16 protein-coding genes are annotated in these 15,763 nt (G+C 58.9%); 8 read left to right on the forward strand and 8 right to left on the reverse strand.

What is annotated here, in order from left to right; all coding sequences use genetic code 11:
* The first annotated feature begins 84 nt into the window (after nucleotides 1-84).
* Entirely contained in the window at nucleotides 85-948 is an 864-nt protein-coding gene (locus V8359_RS08230; protein WP_336428281.1) for an N-formylglutamate amidohydrolase, read from the forward strand.
* A gap of 8 nt (nucleotides 949-956) precedes the next feature.
* Here the strand turns inward: V8359_RS08230 and V8359_RS08235 are convergent, their stop codons facing one another.
* The 4 genes from V8359_RS08235 to V8359_RS08250 all read right to left on the reverse strand — a co-directional run bounded on the left by V8359_RS08235 (nucleotide 957) and on the right by V8359_RS08250 (nucleotide 3,859).
* The gene (locus V8359_RS08235) at nucleotides 957-2,210 is read right to left on the reverse strand and encodes a DNA polymerase IV (protein ID WP_336428282.1); all 1,254 of its coding nucleotides are present in this window, start codon (nucleotides 2,208-2,210) and stop codon (nucleotides 957-959) included.
* Between the two features lie 204 nt (nucleotides 2,211-2,414).
* Nucleotides 2,415-3,116 carry an orotidine-5'-phosphate decarboxylase gene (gene pyrF, locus V8359_RS08240; protein ID WP_336428283.1) on the reverse strand — a complete coding sequence of 234 codons (702 nt, stop codon included), beginning with the start codon at nucleotides 3,114-3,116 and terminating at the stop codon, nucleotides 2,415-2,417.
* 54 nt (nucleotides 3,117-3,170) lie between these two features.
* Nucleotides 3,171-3,440, reverse strand: a complete 270-nt coding sequence (locus tag V8359_RS08245) for a hypothetical protein (RefSeq protein ID WP_336428284.1) — start codon at nucleotides 3,438-3,440, stop codon at nucleotides 3,171-3,173.
* A 104-nt stretch (nucleotides 3,441-3,544) separates the two neighbouring features.
* Nucleotides 3,545-3,859 carry a hypothetical protein gene (locus V8359_RS08250; protein ID WP_336428285.1) on the reverse strand — a complete coding sequence of 105 codons (315 nt, stop codon included), beginning with the start codon at nucleotides 3,857-3,859 and terminating at the stop codon, nucleotides 3,545-3,547.
* Between the two features lie 231 nt (nucleotides 3,860-4,090).
* On the opposite strand from V8359_RS08250, the gene clpB reads away from it, so the two are divergent.
* Complete coding sequence (clpB, locus tag V8359_RS08255; protein WP_336428286.1) at nucleotides 4,091-6,709, forward strand: ATP-dependent chaperone ClpB; 2,619 nt, start codon at nucleotides 4,091-4,093, stop codon at nucleotides 6,707-6,709.
* Between the two features lie 183 nt (nucleotides 6,710-6,892).
* Here clpB and V8359_RS08260 read toward each other — a convergent pair whose 3' ends face one another.
* A complete protein-coding gene (locus V8359_RS08260; RefSeq protein WP_336428287.1) occupies nucleotides 6,893-8,506 on the reverse strand; it encodes an ABC transporter substrate-binding protein in 1,614 nt (537 codons plus the stop codon).
* A gap of 92 nt (nucleotides 8,507-8,598) precedes the next feature.
* Here V8359_RS08260 and V8359_RS08265 point away from each other — a divergent pair, with 92 nt between their 5' ends.
* Nucleotides 8,599-9,531, forward strand: a complete 933-nt coding sequence (locus V8359_RS08265; RefSeq protein WP_336428288.1) for a LysR family transcriptional regulator — start codon at nucleotides 8,599-8,601, stop codon at nucleotides 9,529-9,531.
* 4 nt (nucleotides 9,532-9,535) lie between these two features.
* On the opposite strand, the gene V8359_RS08270 is transcribed toward V8359_RS08265, so the two are convergent.
* From V8359_RS08270 to V8359_RS08280, 3 genes are read right to left on the reverse strand one after another with little or no spacing between them, the layout of a single operon-like run.
* Nucleotides 9,536-10,009: a nucleoside deaminase gene (locus V8359_RS08270; RefSeq protein ID WP_336428289.1), complete on the reverse strand. Its 474-nt coding sequence runs from the start codon at nucleotides 10,007-10,009 to the stop codon at nucleotides 9,536-9,538.
* Nucleotides 10,010-10,034: 25 nt separating this feature from the next.
* The gene (locus V8359_RS08275; protein ID WP_336428290.1) at nucleotides 10,035-10,739 is read right to left on the reverse strand and encodes a hypothetical protein; all 705 of its coding nucleotides are present in this window, start codon (nucleotides 10,737-10,739) and stop codon (nucleotides 10,035-10,037) included.
* Nucleotides 10,740-10,757: 18 nt separating this feature from the next.
* Nucleotides 10,758-10,991, reverse strand: a complete 234-nt coding sequence (locus tag V8359_RS08280; RefSeq protein WP_336428291.1) for a hypothetical protein — start codon at nucleotides 10,989-10,991, stop codon at nucleotides 10,758-10,760.
* 187 nt (nucleotides 10,992-11,178) lie between these two features.
* On the opposite strand from V8359_RS08280, the gene V8359_RS08285 reads away from it, so the two are divergent.
* From V8359_RS08285 to V8359_RS08305, 5 genes are all read left to right on the forward strand, one after another.
* Nucleotides 11,179-11,706: a hypothetical protein gene (locus V8359_RS08285; RefSeq protein WP_336428292.1), complete on the forward strand. Its 528-nt coding sequence runs from the start codon at nucleotides 11,179-11,181 to the stop codon at nucleotides 11,704-11,706.
* Between the two features lie 114 nt (nucleotides 11,707-11,820).
* Nucleotides 11,821-12,450: a ribonuclease HII gene (locus V8359_RS08290; protein WP_336428617.1), complete on the forward strand. Its 630-nt coding sequence runs from the start codon at nucleotides 11,821-11,823 to the stop codon at nucleotides 12,448-12,450.
* A 91-nt stretch (nucleotides 12,451-12,541) separates the two neighbouring features.
* Nucleotides 12,542-13,657 (forward strand): site-specific DNA-methyltransferase, encoded by a 1,116-nt coding sequence (locus tag V8359_RS08295; protein WP_336428293.1) that lies wholly within the window; start codon nucleotides 12,542-12,544, stop codon nucleotides 13,655-13,657.
* 306 nt (nucleotides 13,658-13,963) lie between these two features.
* Nucleotides 13,964-14,917: a calcium/sodium antiporter gene (locus V8359_RS08300; RefSeq protein ID WP_336428294.1), complete on the forward strand. Its 954-nt coding sequence runs from the start codon at nucleotides 13,964-13,966 to the stop codon at nucleotides 14,915-14,917.
* Nucleotides 14,918-15,194: 277 nt separating this feature from the next.
* Complete coding sequence (locus tag V8359_RS08305; RefSeq protein ID WP_336428295.1) at nucleotides 15,195-15,731, forward strand: hypothetical protein; 537 nt, start codon at nucleotides 15,195-15,197, stop codon at nucleotides 15,729-15,731.
* Nucleotides 15,732-15,763 lie beyond the last annotated feature (32 nt).

Consider the following 15,763-nt stretch of genomic DNA (forward strand, 5'->3'; position numbering starts at 1 on the left):
TCTATAAAAGGAGTCGAAGAGGTGATCAAGGGCTTTTGATGAGTGAATTTTTCGGGCTATGCTAAACCCGTATCCGGAGGACCAATGCCACGCCACGCCTACCATCTTGCCGAGCCTGTCAAAAGAACCACGAGCGTGGTCTTTGCCTCGCCGCATAGCGGGCGGGATTATCCGCATTGGTTCCTTGCGCATTCGCGGCTTGATCGGCTTGCGATCCGGTCTTCGGAGGATGCGTTCGTGGATCAACTTCTTGAGGTTGCGCCGGATTTGGGTGCGCCGCTTCTGCATTCCGGGGCGCCACGGGCATTTATCGATCTGAACCGGGGGGCGGATGAACTTGATCCGGCCCTGATCGAAGGGGTGCGGCCCAGCGGGCACAACCCGCGTGTCGCCTCGGGGCTTGGGGTGATACCGCGTGTGGTGGCCAACGGTCAGTCGATTTACACCGGCAAGCTGACCCGGGACGAGGCAGAGCGTCGGATTGTGCAATACTGGCATCCGTATCATGCGGCGCTCAGATCCCAGCTTGATCAGGCATATGCCCAGTTCGGAGAGGCGATTCTGTTTGATTGCCACTCGATGCCGCATGAAGCTGTCGAGGCGATTTCGAAACGCGGCAAGACGCGGCCTCAGGTTGTTCTTGGTGACAGGTTCGGGGCGTCCGCATCGGTTGATGTGGTGGATCAGGTCGAGTCGGCATTCGTGCGGGCGGGGCTTAGTGTGACGCGCAATTCACCGTTTGCGGGGGCCTATGTGGCGCAAAGTTATGGGCGACCGGCGCGCAATCGCCATGCGCTTCAGATCGAGATTGACCGGTCGCTTTACATGGATGAAAGAACTGTTTTGCCCAACAGTAATTTTGCAGAATTTCAAATACTTATGAGATCAATTCTGGCAGAATTGATCGAAATCGGCCGTCCCGGCGAACAGACGCTCGCGGCAGAGTAAACGAATCCCTAACGCAGCGCGCGGCCCTTGACGATCGCCTTGTCGCCGAACTTTTGCCGGATGGCATCGGTGGCGCGCTCGGCTTCGCTTCTCCGGCGGGCGTCTGGATCAAGGAGATCGCCCGAAAGATCGGCGGCGCCTTCGTTTACCAGATCGGAAATGCCGACCCCCACAAGGCGATAGGGCGCGGTGTGATCCACCTGATCAAAGAGGGCGCGGGCCTGGCGGTAAATCGTGTCGGCCATCTGCGAGGCGTCGCGCAGGGCGATACGCCGGGTGATCGCGGTGAAATTCGCGCGCTTGAGCTTGAGCGTGACGACCCGCCCTGCCAGATGCCGCGCCTTGGCCCGGTCCGACACTTTTTCGGACAGCCGCCAGATATGGCCATCAAGCAGATCGGTGCTGGACGTATCGTCGCGGAAGGTGGTTTCGTTCGAAATCGATTTGACGGGGGCGCGGGCCTCGACGCGGCGGCGGTCCTGTCCGCGAGCAAGATGCCAGAGCCTGTCGCCCATCGAGCCGAAGCGCGCCACGAGGTCGGTTTGTTCCCAGCGCAGCAGGTCCGAGAAAGTTCTGATCCCCGCCTTGTCGAGCGAAGCCTGCGCAGCCTGTCCGACACCCCAGATCATGCGCACCGGTTTGTCGCGCAGGAAATCAGCTGTTTCGGCCTGTCCGATCACGGAAAACCCCCTTGGTTTATCAAGATCAGACGCGACCTTTGCTAAGAATTTGTTATGGCTGAGCCCAATCGAGCCTGTGACACCCAACTCATCGCGCATCCGCCGGACCAGACGGGCCAGCATGACGGCAGGCGGTGCGCCGTGCAGACGCTCGGTGCCGGTCAGGTCCATGAATGCCTCGTCAAGGGAAAGAGGCTCGACCGATGGCGTAAGTTCTTCCATTAGCGCGCGAATTTGGCGTGAAACGGAAACGTAAACCTCCATGCGCGGACGCAGGACAACGGCCTCGGGACAGAGTTTGAGCGCCTGAAACATGGGCATTGCCGAGCGCACGCCGCGAATGCGGGCGATATAGCAGGCGGTCGAGACAACCCCGCGACGACCACCCCCTATGATGACCGGCTTGTCGGCAAGATCGGGATTGTCGCGTTTTTCGACGCTGGCATAAAAAGCATCGCAATCCATATGCGCGATCCCGAGCGAGTAAAGCTCGGGGTGCGAGATGACACGCGGGCTTCGGCATGCGGGGCAGCGGCCGGGCATGGGCGTTGATGAAAGGCAATCTCGGCAAAAGGCGGGCATGGCTTTGTTTTGCGTTAGGTAGGCTTATCCTACACCATATCTTGTGGTTTCTGAACAGATTAAGCAGGTATTACTGCACAGCACACAACGTCGGTATTCACGTCGGTAGTAACGTAAGTATCGCGTCGGTGCATGTATCACCGAACAATTAAAGCGCCCGGGGAAAACGTGAAGGATCACCTTTCCGAAACGCTTTGGGGACAGTCAGGGCAGGTCGGACAGAATCGCGCGGGCGGCGTCGCGGGGGTCTTTGGCGGCCCAGATGGGGCGACCAACGACAATGTGGTCGGCCCCGTCGGCAATGGCCTGTGCCGGAGTCGCCACGCGCTTCTGATCGCCCAGCGCGCTGCCTTGGGGGCGGACGCCGGGCGTGACGATGAGCCGGTCTTTTGCTTCGGGCAGGGCGCGGATCATGGCGGCCTCCTGCGGGGAGGCGATAACGCCGTCGGCCCCGGCCTCGAAGGCGCGGGCCGCGCGCTCGGCGACAAGCTCGGGGAGGTCGCCGGGACGGATGAGCCCTGCATCAAGGTCGCCGCGATCAAGCGAGGTGAGAATGGTGACAGCGAGGATTTTCATATCGCCGCCACCCGCGCCCTCGCGGGCGGCGCGCACCACATGCGGATCACCATGCACGGTGAGAAAATCGAGGTCGAACTGTGCCAATCCGCGCACCGCAGTTTCCACGGTGGCGCCGATGTCAAAGAGCTTCATGTCGAGAAAGATGCGCTTGCCCTGATCCTGCTTGAGCTCGTTGGCGAGGGCGAGGCCGCCACCGGTCAGCATACCGAGGCCGATCTTGTAGAAAGAAACGCTGTCGCCCAGCGTTTCGGCGAGTTTCAGACCGGCCAGCGCGTTGGGCACGTCAAGCGCCACGATCAATCTGTCATCGGCGGGGAGGCGGGGCATGGCGGCGATCCTTGTTGTGGGTCGCGCCGGTTTTGGCCATGCGGTGAGATCGCGTCAAGCGCTTTGCGGGAACTCGAGCGGTGCGTCCTCGGCGATCTGAACGCCGCGTGGGTTGCGGCGGTATTCAGGCATCTGGCGCACTTGTCGCACCGCGTCGCGCATCAACTCGAGCGCGATATCGTTGATCGGATGATCCTTGGGGCACTGGGCATGACAGACAAGCGACAGACACCCCAGATCGGTCGTCAGAACAATGACGGCAAGATGCGCGTCACGTTCCGGTCGGTATTTCAGGTCATGAAACTCGATTTTACTGATCAGCATTGCGCCACCAATCCGCCGTTTCGGGACGGATACGCCACCCCGCTGACGCATACAGGGTGAATCGGCAGACCAGTTTCCCCGCTCAGGGGGCATGCCATCCATGATCAGGCGGCAAGGCGCGGATCGGTTGCGCCCCCGGACATCGCGCCGCTGGCGAGGATTTCGGCGACGCGCGCCTGATAATCGGTATCCGTCGCAGGGGCCGTCATATGGAGGCCGGGATATTTGTCCGCATGCGCCCGTGCCGCGCTTTCGCTCAGGCGGCGGGCGATATCCCCGAATTCGGCGTAAACTGTGGCTTTGATCGAGGTCGGGTAGGTATATGTTCGGCCCTGATCGTGGATCCGAATGAGTGTTTCGAAGGCGCTGAATTCAGGGTTGTAGCGGACCTGATCAAATTCAATCTTGTCGATCTGCATTGTCGTTTTCCTTCTGCTCGTTGCCGGAACATGTCCTGCAGTGATAACTTAGGAAAGTTCCTGAAAATTTAACGGGCTTGGGCCGATTTTGTTTCGCCTGCGGCAAAAAACACGTTCACGATTGCTTGAAGATCGGCATGATATTGCCCATTTCCCTATCAGAGGTTCCCGAATGACGCATGCCTAAGGTTGGGTGCGCACCGGGGTAACGCTTGTAAAAGGAGAGTTGGGATGGACTTTGAGAAGTTCACCGAGCGGTCACGCGGCTTTGTTCAGGCCGCCCAGACGATCGCCATGCGGGAAAGCCACCAGAAACTGGCGCCCGAGCATATTCTGAAAGCCTTGATGGATGACGGCGAGGGGTTGGCGAGCAACCTTATCCGGCGTGCGGGCGGATCGCCCGAACGTGTGGTTCAGGCGCTTGACATCGCGCTTTCGAAAATCCCGCGCGTGACGGGCGACGCGGGTCAGACCTATATGGATCAACAAACCGGCAAGGTGCTTGCCGAGGCCGAAAAGCTTGCCAACAAGGCGGGCGACAGTTTCGTGCCGGTGGAGCGCATTTTGACGGCGCTGGCCGTGGTCAAGAGCGGCGCGAAAGAGGCCCTCGAGGCCGGTGACGTCAGTGCGCAAAGCCTGAACGAGGCGATCAATGACGTGCGCAAGGGGCGCAAGGCCGACAGTGCCAGCGCCGAAGACACGTATGAGGCGCTTGAAAAATATGCCCATGACCTGACCAAGGCCGCCGAGGAGGGCAAGATCGACCCGATCATTGGCCGCGATGACGAGATTCGCCGCGCGATGCAGGTTTTGTCACGCCGGACCAAGAACAACCCTGTTCTGATCGGGGAGCCGGGTGTGGGCAAGACCGCGATCGCCGAGGGCCTTGCTCTCAGGATCGTGAATGGCGATGTGCCCGAGAGCTTGGCCGACAAGCGGCTTCTGGCGCTTGATATGGGGGCGCTTATTGCCGGGGCCAAATATCGCGGTGAGTTCGAGGAACGGCTTAAGGCCGTGCTGAACGAGGTCACGTCGGCGGCGGGCGAGATCATCCTTTTCATCGACGAGATGCACACGCTTGTGGGCGCGGGCAAGGCCGATGGCGCGATGGATGCCGCCAACCTGATCAAGCCTGCGCTGGCGCGGGGCGAGTTGCACTGTGTTGGTGCGACCACGCTCGATGAATACCGCAAGCATGTGGAAAAGGACGCGGCGCTTGCCCGTCGGTTCCAGCCGCTCACCATCGAGGAGCCGACCGTCGAGGACACGATCTCGATTCTGCGTGGTATCAAGGAGAAATACGAGCTGCATCACGGCGTGCGCATCAGTGACAGCGCGCTGGTCACGGCGGCGACGCTGAGCCATCGCTATATCACCGACCGCTTTCTGCCGGACAAGGCCATCGACCTGATGGACGAGGCGGCAAGCCGTTTGCGCATGGAAGTGGACAGCAAGCCCGAGGAGCTTGACGCGCTCGACCGGCAAATCCTGCAAATGCAGATCGAGCAGGAGGCGCTGCGTAAAGAGGACGACGCGGCCTCGAAAGACCGGCTTGAGAAGCTTGAAAAAGAGCTTTCGAACTTGCAGGAGCGCGCGAGCGAGATGACCGCGCAATGGCAAGCCGAGCGTGACAAGCTGGCCGGGGCCCGTAAGCTCAAGGAGGAGTTGGACCGCGCCCGCATCGAGCTTGACGCAGCCAAGCGCGAGGGCAATCTGGCGAAGGCCGGTGAGCTGAGCTATGGCGTCATTCCGGGACTTGAGAAGCAACTCGCCGAAGCCGAAGAGCAGGAAGCCGAAGGCATGATGGTCGAGGAGGCCGTGCGCCCCGAACAGATTGCGCAGGTCGTGGAACGCTGGACCGGTATCCCGACCGCCAAGATGCTGGAGGGCGAGCGCGAGAAGCTTCTGGGTATGGAAGAGAACCTGCATCGCCGCGTGATCGGTCAGGATCAGGCCGTCAAGGCCGTGGCCAATGCCGTGCGCCGGGCGCGCGCGGGATTGAACGACGAGAACCGGCCGCTCGGGTCGTTCCTGTTTCTTGGGCCAACGGGTGTTGGCAAGACCGAGTTGACCAAAGCGGTGGCCGAGTTCCTGTTCGACGACGACAGCGCCATGGTGCGCATCGACATGTCGGAATTCATGGAGAAACACTCGGTCGCCCGCCTGATCGGCGCGCCTCCGGGCTATGTCGGCTATGACGAGGGCGGTGTCCTGACCGAGGCGGTGCGGCGACGGCCCTATCAGGTGGTGCTGTTCGACGAGGTCGAGAAGGCGCACCCGGACGTATTCAACGTGCTGTTGCAGGTGCTTGATGACGGCGTTCTGACCGATGGTCATGGGCGCACCGTGGATTTCAAGCAGACGCTGATCGTGCTCACCTCGAACCTTGGGTCACAGGCTCTGAGCCAATTGCCCGAGAACGCGGACGGGGCCGACGCCAAGCGCGACGTGATGGATGCGGTGCGGGCACATTTCCGACCCGAGTTCCTGAACCGTCTGGACGAAACGATCATCTTCGATCGGCTCAAGCGTGAGGACATGGCGGGCATCGTGGATATCCAGATGCGGCGTCTGCTCAAGCGGTTGGCGGCCAAGAAGATCACACTCGAACTGGACGATGCTGCGCGCGAGTGGCTTGCCAATGAGGGTTATGACCCGGTGTTTGGCGCGCGTCCGCTCAAGCGGGTGATCCAGCGGGCGTTGCAGGATCCGTTGGCCGAGGCGCTTTTGTCGGGTGATATCCTTGACGGGGCGACCGTGCCGGTGACAGCAGGGGCCGAGGGCCTTGTTATCGGCGACCGTGTGGGAAGCTCGGACAGGCCCCGCCCGGACGATGCGGTGGTGCATTGATGGCCATCACGCGGCCTGAGATCTAACACTTAAAAGAAGGGGCCGCGGGCAGGATGCCCGCGGCCCTTTACGATCGTCGTGCTACGCTGTCACCAACCAATTTTTCGGACCCGTTAACCCGCGCGGACATGGGCATCGCGGCTGATCTCGGGGAATATCCGGTTGGTGCGACTCGTCTTCGACTTATGCAAACCACCAACGTTCGCAATTCTTGAGCCCGTCAAGCTGAGAGTTCGATGCGAGTTTTTCCGGGGTGCCGATCTTGTCGGTCTTGCACGCGATAAAGTTTGCAAACGCAGGGATGACCGTGGGGCAATCGTCGCGAACGAGCTGTTGCATTTCATGATACATTTCAGCGCGCTTCGCCTTATCAAACACTCCCCGCGCTTCTTTCAACAGCTTGTTGAAACGCTCGTTTGCCCATGTCGTGTCATTCCATGGCGCATCGGCGGCGTAAGATACCGACATCACCCAATCGATGGTTGCGCGCCCCGCGAGACTGCTGACATGCCACGGCACGTTCAATGGCACCTCTGACCAGTAACCGTCTTTCGGCAGCCTTCTTACGTCAATGTTGATACCTGCGGCTTTTGCGGACGCCTGATAAAGCAATGCGGCGTCAACGCCCCCGGAATAAACGTCGGACGCAACCAATTCGACGCTTAGGTTATCTTCGTATCCTGCCTTCTTGAGGTGGAATCGAGCCTTGTCAGGGTCATAAACGCGCTGTTCCAGAGAGTCGGCGAAGAACTGTTGATTGCGACCAACCGGGTGGTCATTGCCCACGTACCCATGACCCTTGAGGATTTTTTCGACCCATTCCTCGCGATCAACGACCAGTTTCAACGCCATTTGGACATCCTTGTCGTCAAATGGTGAGGCAGTTTTCAACATGGGATAGGGAAAGTGGCGGGTTCCGCCGACTTCCAGAACATCAATTCCGGGTAACCGCTCCAGAAGGTGCAGCGTTTTCAAATCAGGGTCTTCTATGACATCCACTTCGCCCGTTTGAAGCGCGCTTGTTCGTGCTGCTACGTCGGCGATGTTGAGCGTTTCGACCGCGTCGAAATATGGCATGCCGTCCTTGAAGTAGTTCGGGTTCCTTTTGGTAAGGGCGCGCACCCCCGGCTCCCATTCCTCGAGTATGAAGGGCCCGGTTCCGATGCCCTTGTCCCACTGCTCACCGTTTGTGCCCTCAGGGCCAATGACGAGGTGATAATCCGACATCAGAAAGGCGAAGTCGGCGTTGGGATTCGCCAGTTCCACGATCACCCTCTGTTTGCCGTCGGCCTTGATGTCACTGATCGCGTTCATGATGCCTGAGACGGCGGATTCGCTTTCTTCGCCGCGGTGCAGGTTCAATGAGTGGATGACGTCCGCAGCCTCGAGGGATTTGCCATTGTGGAATTCGACCCCTTTGCGGAGGTTGAAGACCCAGACCTTTCCGTTGTCTGATGCCTCCCAGGACTCGGCCAATTCACCAACCACCTGACCATCGGCGTCGATCTCGGTCAGATTGTTGCGGAGCTGCCAGCTTACGTTGATCGGATGAGCGGCTTGCAGGGTTCCGCCATTCAACGTGTCGGTCGTCGCGCCGCCCCGGAGGGCCTGACGCAAAACGCCGCCGCGCTTTGGCGTGGAGGCTTGGGCTGATTGAAGACTCAAGGCTGACCCGATCACCCCCGCGGCGCCAACTGCTGCGGTGGTTTTCAGGAACTGCCGGCGATCATATGGACCCGGTTGGAGGACGTCGCGGTTCTTTTTTGAAGCATTCATAGCTCGCTCCTGTTTTGTCAAAAGAGATTGACGACAGTTTTGCACACGCTGAATGTTGACACATCCGCATAAATCATCATCGTAAATGCGAAATACTCAATGATGGGACGGCCATGACCTTTCGTCAGTTGCAGGCATTCATCCACGTGGTCCGCCTTGGGTCAATCGTGGCGACAGCCGAGGCCATGGGGCTTACTCAGTCAGGTGTCAGTCGTATGATTTCCGAGCTTGAAAAGAGTGTCGGGTTCAAGTTGTTCGTGCGTTCGGGGCGTGGTCTCAGGCCAACGTCGGAGGGGTTCAAGTTCTTCAAGGAGGTCGAACGCAGCATCACCGGGCTGGAATCTCTGGAGAGGGTTGCAGAAGAGATTCGCTTGGGTTTTGGGCAACGGCTGCGGGTCTCGTGCCTTCCGACAATGTCGGCAACGGTTTTGCCGCTCGCACTCAGAAGTTTTCAGGAAAGCTTTCCAAATACCGTGGTCGAGATAGATACGGCAACCTACGGTTCGGCGCTTATCGCTTTGGAGGAGGACCGTGTCGATCTGGCCATAACCTTCAACATTCCGGGCATGGATGGGATTGATATCGAATGGTTGGCTGAAGCGGATTATGTGTTTGCCGCGAAGTCGGACCATCCGCTTATGAAGAAGGATCATCTGAACGCGCGTGACTTGGAGGAAGAGCGCCTTATCGGCGGTATGGCGGACAGGGTGCAGGACATTCAAGAATCCGATGATCTTCGCAGGTCATTGGAGGCACCAGCGCAGCGGCGCATCTGGTGCCATACCTCTTTCACGCGATACGCGATGATCGCAAACGGGTTGGCCTCAAGTCTGGCCGAACCTTTTTCGGCCCCTCTGTGGTCCCACGCCGGGGTCTGTATCCGTCCGTTCGAACCGACATTGAGCATTCAATATTGTTTTGCCGTCCCCAGCGCCGAGCAGAATTCAAAGGCATCTGTTTCGTTTCGAGAGCATTTCCGCACGGCGATCAGATCATTCGCGGAGGCGCATGATCTTCCGATCAGAACCGGGCCCGCCCGGGCCTGACCACTCACGAAACCGCATTGTGCGCGCGAATGTGAAGGGCGCGGATGCGGGCGGCGAACGCGTCAAACGGGCCCGTGGTCGGGATTTCGGGCGCGACTTCGCCGATTGGACGGGAGACGAAGGAGGAGGGCGGACATCCAAGCTCTTGCAGCCAGTCGCGGAGTTGCGCGGTCGAGGTGGCATAGACGATCGGGCCAAGCCCGGCGAGCGCGTGCGCGGTGGTACACATCGGACAATGCTCGCCCGACGTATAGACCGTGGCGTTCCGCCGTTCCTCGGGCGTCATATTGGCACCGGCCCAGCGCGCGAGATCGAATTCGGGGTGGCGCGTGGGATCGCAGGTGCTCGCGCGGTTGCGTTCTTCCCGCAGGATCGTGCCGTTACGATCAACCAGGACGGAGCCGAAGGGCTGATCTCCAGCGGCGACGGCCTCTTCTGCCAGTTCGGTGCAGCGTGTGAGATAGGGAAGGTGAGTCATCCTGTCAGTCCGTCTTGTGCGGGGGTCAGATAACGCGGATCACGTCCTTGTCGATGGCAAGCACATAGCCCTGACGCGCGATGTTCTTGACCAGAAGTTCGCTCACAAGCTGATTTCCGAGTGTGTCGCGCAGGCGCTTGATCCGCGTGGCGCCTGCGGCCTCTTCGCAATCCGCCGCTGAGCGGCCCGAGATGATCGCCTCGATCTCGGCCCCGGTGAGCACGTCTCCATCCATCCGCGCCTCAGCCAGTATCGACAGCGTTTCAAGCGCGGCATCCGTCAGTTTGAACCCCATATTGTTGAGATAGACCGACTTCTCGGCACGGCTGATCAAGAGAGAGCTGACCTGAATGCCCGAGCGTTCGATCTGCGCCATGCGCCGGTTGAGCGCCACAAGCATGATGAGAAACACGACCGCCGCAATGAGAAGTGCCGCCGCGAAAACCAGCAGCACAAAGATCACCATCCGGTAGCTCACCAGCGTTTCGGAAAACGCGGTGCCCGACAGCGCAAGAATTTCCAGCAGCTTGATCTCGGCGTCCGAGGTGAGCGCGTCGTTCTCGACGAATATCCGTTCGACCCGCGCATTGAAGGCGTTGGCATCCGGCAGCGACACGAAGATAAAGACCGCCGCAAGGGTCAGGATCACCACGATGGCGGTGACGCCCGCGACAACGATCCGGTTCCCCGAGCGGCGGGCATCGGCAGCAGTGGTGCTGGTCTCTTGCATTGGGCGCCCTCCGCGGGATCATGTGTCAGTCACCGAGATCACCTTGAGAAGGGTCAGCCCGGCGGCGGCCAGCCGCGATTGTAGCGCCTCTGACGCGGCGGCCACGGTGCAGGGGCCACTAATCTGGGCCACATCATAGAAAAGCTCAAGCGGGTTGTCGCGCTTGGCTTTGTATTCGACCTGACATCCGGCATGGGCGGGTGCGCCTATGAGGGTGGACACGAGGGCGAGGGCAAGGGTCATCTGCTTCATGACGACAAGATGCGCGAGGCGGCCCGGCTATTCAATAACAGAAGGCCCGAAATGCGGGCGTTATCGGATAACACCGGGTGGTTATTGCCTGTCTGAGCGGGTCTGGCCCAGTTTTGATGCATCAACGCCCACAGCCCTAAATGGGGCGCAAGACATCGACAGGGACGCTGCCCGGAAAGGACCCCCCATGTTCACGCAGATACATACGAGATTTATCACGATCATTTCCGCCCTCGCGATCGCGCTGACCGGCCTGACCGCCGCACCGGCGCGCGCCGATGACAAGGATACCGCGAAATGGATCGCGGGTATTGCCGCCCTCGCCATCATCGGGGCGGGTATTGCCGACGCGAACAAGAAGAAGCGCCACCGCCGCCAGCAGGCGCATGAGTATCGCAATCACAATGACGGGCGCGGCACGGCCTATGGCCACAGCGACGAATACAGCTGGCGGAAGCATAACAAGCACGCGCGCCCGGTGCCACGCGCCGTTCAGCGCAAGCTTTTGCCCGGTCGTTGTATCGTGCGCGGCCAGACCCGCAGGGGGGCCGTCCGTGGCTTTGGGCGCCATTGTCTCAATCGCCACTACGGCCATGCCAACAGCCTGCCGCAACAATGCGCGGTGCGCGCACGGAACCGCAACGGGCACTACAGCCGCGTGATCTATCGTCAACGCTGCCTTGGCCAATTCGGATATCAGGTGGCACGCCGCTAAGCGTGCCGGATCGAGCAGGAGAGGAGGGCAATTGCCCTCCTCTTTTTTGTGCGCGGTTTGATCGGCGGTGCTTTTGAGGTTCACTTCATGACGCGATCGGGAATAATAGGCGGTATGGGACCGAATTTCGATCTTGAGCGCGAAGCGATGGCTGCCGGACATGCGATTGTGGCGGGTGTCGATGAGGTAGGACGTGGACCGTTGGCCGGGCCGGTGACAGCAGCGGCCGTGATCCTTGATCCGCGCTGCATTCCCGTGGGGCTTGACGATTCCAAGAAGCTTTCGGCCAAGCGACGGCAGGTGCTTCATGATGAAATCGCGCGGGTCGCGCAGGTCTCGGTGGCGCATGCGAGCGTCGAGGAAATTGACGACCTCAACATTCTGCGCGCCTCGCATCTTGCGATGGAGCGCGCGCTTGCCGGGCTCGCGCTCAGCCCGGCCATGTGCCTGATCGACGGCAACATGATCCCCCGAAATCTGAAACTTCCGGCGCGTGCCGTGATCAAGGGCGATGCGCTTTCGGTGTCGATTTCAGCGGCCTCAATCATGGCCAAAATATGTCGGGATCGTGTCATGTGGGATTTGGCGCAACACTGGCCCGGCTATGGATGGGACACCAACGTGGGATACGCTTCGAAAAGCCACAAAGAAGCGATCCGAAATCTTGGTGTGAGCCCACACCATAGACGTTCCTTTAAACCGGTACACAATATCTTGTATCAAGATAATTTTATAAGTGACTGATTCAAAAAAGAAATTGACCACGAATCAGGTTTGACTCATCCTCTGTCTCAACAACCAGAGCGCACTCAGGCGCCGGGGACAGAGGCAGAAAATGAAGATCAAGACGAAAGCCGAGGGCGCGCAAGCGCTTCCTCTCAACACTATCCTCGACGGTGATTGCATCGAGATGATGAACGGGCTGCCCGAGGCGTCTGTGGATCTCATCTTTGCCGATCCGCCATATAACCTTCAGCTTAAGGGCGATCTTCACCGGCCGGACAACAGCCAGGTGGATGCGGTGGATGATGCCTGGGATCAGTTCGCGTCTTTCACAGCCTATGATCAGTTCACGACGGCATGGCTTCGAGCGGCGCGGCGCATCCTGAAGCCGGGTGGCGCGATCTGGGTGATCGGGTCGTATCACAATATTTTCCGGGTAGGTGCCGCGCTTCAGAACGAAGGGTTCTGGATTCTCAACGACGTGGTTTGGCGCAAGTCGAATCCGATGCCCAATTTCCGGGGCAAGCGCCTGACCAATGCGCATGAGACCATGATCTGGGCCAGCAAGGAAGAAGGGGGCAAATACACCTTCAACTACGAGGCTCTGAAATCACTCAACGACGGTATCCAGATGCGCAGCGATTGGGTTTTGCCGATCTGCACCGGGCACGAGCGGCTCAAGGATGCGGATGGGGGCAAGGCGCATCCAACGCAAAAGCCCGAAAGCCTTTTGCACCGTGTTCTTGTCGGAACGACCAATCCGGGCGATGTGGTGCTTGATCCGTTCTTTGGCACAGGCACGACGGGCGCCGTGGCCAAGATGCTGGGCCGCGACTATATCGGGATCGAGCGCGAGGCATCCTATCGCGAGGTGGCCGAGAAGCGGCTGGCGAAGGTGCGCAAGTTTGATCGCGAAACGCTTGAGGTGAGCCAATCAAAGCGCGCCGAACCGCGTGTGCCCTTCGGCCAACTTATCGAGCGCGGCATGCTGCGACCGGGCGAAAACCTTTATTCCATGAACAACCGGTTCAAGGCCAAGGTTCGCGCCGATGGCACGCTTGTCGGTGACGATGTCAAAGGGTCGATCCATCAGGTCGGCGCCGCCCTTGAGGGCGCGCCAAGCTGTAACGGCTGGACCTATTGGTGCATTCAGCGCGATGGCAAGCGCGTGCCGATCGACGTTTTCCGTCAACAAATCCGGGCAGAAATGGCCGAGCGGCCGAACTGAACTCGCAACAACGAACACCGCCGGTGCCTGTGGCCTGACATAGGCACTTACCTCGTGGCCCCGCCCTTTGTGGTGGGGCCTTTTTTCATGCAGGAGAGTATGAGGTGTGGCGCGGTCTGGTGGTTAAGCGTTTCGCCTTTCGCTGATCTCTCAGGATAAAGGTGCGGAGCCTTAAAAAATGTTGCGATTGTCAGGGTCAGCGGCTTTTTTCGGGACTGCATGACGTTATATCCGTCTGAGCATGTAACGCCGCTTGTCTGAACCGTTCAGGACGCCGCCTCGCTGCACAACAAGAAGAGTTCAAGCATGAGTGCCGCTTTCTTAATCATCATCGGTCTGATCGGGTTGATCATCGGTGGAGAGATGTTGGTTCGTGGGGCGGTATCGGGGGCCAAATCCTTTGGCGTCTCGCCAATGGTGATTGGCCTGACTTTGGTCGGGTTCGGCACATCGACACCGGAACTGGTGACAAGTCTTCAGGCCGCCTTGTCCGGCTCCTCGGGGATTGCCATGGGGAATGTGGTTGGAAGCAATATCGGCAACGCGCTTTTGATCCTTGGCATTGCTGCGTTGCTGGCCCCCATCGCGGTTGATCCGAAGGCATTGCGGCGAGATGGGGCGGTGATGGTTCTTGCCACGCTCATGTGTCTTGCCGCAGTGCTGTTCGGCGAGGTGAGCCGCTTGATCGGCGCAACCTTCCTCATGGTGCTCATTGCGTATCTGGCGTTCACGCTCTGGTCCGAGAAAGGACCAAGCATCTCGGCCTCCGAAGCGGTTTATGTGGCCGAGGCCGACGCCGTGCCCGGACCGGATTACACGCTTGGGATTTCCATTGGTATCGCGGCAATCGGCCTTGTGCTGACGATCCTTGGCGCGCGGTTTCTGGTGTCGGGAGCAGTTTCCACGGCCCAAGCCGCCGGTCTTTCAGAGACGGTGATCGGTTTGACGATTGTTGCGATCGGCACCTCGATGCCGGAGCTTGTTACATCCATCATAGCAGTTCGCAAAAGTCAGGGCGACGTCGCTTTGGGCAACGTTCTTGGCAGCAATATATTCAATATCCTCGGAATTCTGGGAATTACCGCTATTGTTCAACCGATGGCGGTTCCGCTTGAAATCATAAGGCTCGATATCTGGGTGATGTCTGCGGCGGCTTTGCTGATCATTGTGTTCACCCGGAGCGGTTGGCGGCTGGCCCGGCGCGAAGGGGGAGTTCTGCTTGCGTGCTATGTTGGCTACCTCGGCTGGCTTTTGGCCTGATGCCCACGCCGATCAAACCCCAAATTGAGAGGTGTCCCCGGACGTCTGAACCGTCGGGACAAGAGGATTTTCTGCGCTACAGCGGCATGATGCTGAGATGGCGCGCACCGCATAAGACATCACTATTTTCTAGACATGGACAAGGTTCAACGGCAATTTTGAATTCATTGAGAAAGCACGGGGAAGCCTGAGTTCCACAAAGGTGTGGCGCAGGCGTTCAAGAATTTTACCACAAAGCAATTCAGGCAATCCAAGTATTGGAAACAGGGGATAGGTTTTGAGAAAATTGATTATATCCACTCTCGCGTCGTTCGTTTTTGTCAGTGCAGCCCACGCCGCCGATTTGTGCAATCGCACTGGCTCAACAATTCGTATTGCAAACCATTACACGGCGGTCGCCCTATTTTTTGGCGGGAAGTCATCATTCACGGGATGGTTTGTTCTCAAAAATGGCCAATGCAAGCACATTGGAGCTGACAATGGGCAGCAAGACATCATTTTGACAGTTCAAAAGGAAGGCATGCTTTGGGGTTGGAAAACTCTTAGGCCATCAAACTACCAAGTAGAAACACGGACCAAAAATGCCTCAAGTGGCCACTGGAAAATGAGACCGTCCAATAGCTTTTTATGTGTTCCGCCCGATGGGACCGTTCAGCGCAATGCAAAGTGGATTCCGCGCGAAAGAGCAAATAGCACTAAGTGCTATGGCAAAAACACTTTGGCAAAAAACCTGATTGCTTTGGCGTCGTGGTCGACGAATTACATGCCACGTATGACAGTTGTTCTCACCCCAAATGGAGCCTTCATGCAGTAGACCTGCTGGATGATCAGCTTAACACCCGTGGC

The sequence above is a fragment of the Roseovarius sp. E0-M6 genome (genome assembly GCF_037083845.1).
Lineage (GTDB): Bacteria > Pseudomonadota > Alphaproteobacteria > Rhodobacterales > Rhodobacteraceae > Roseovarius.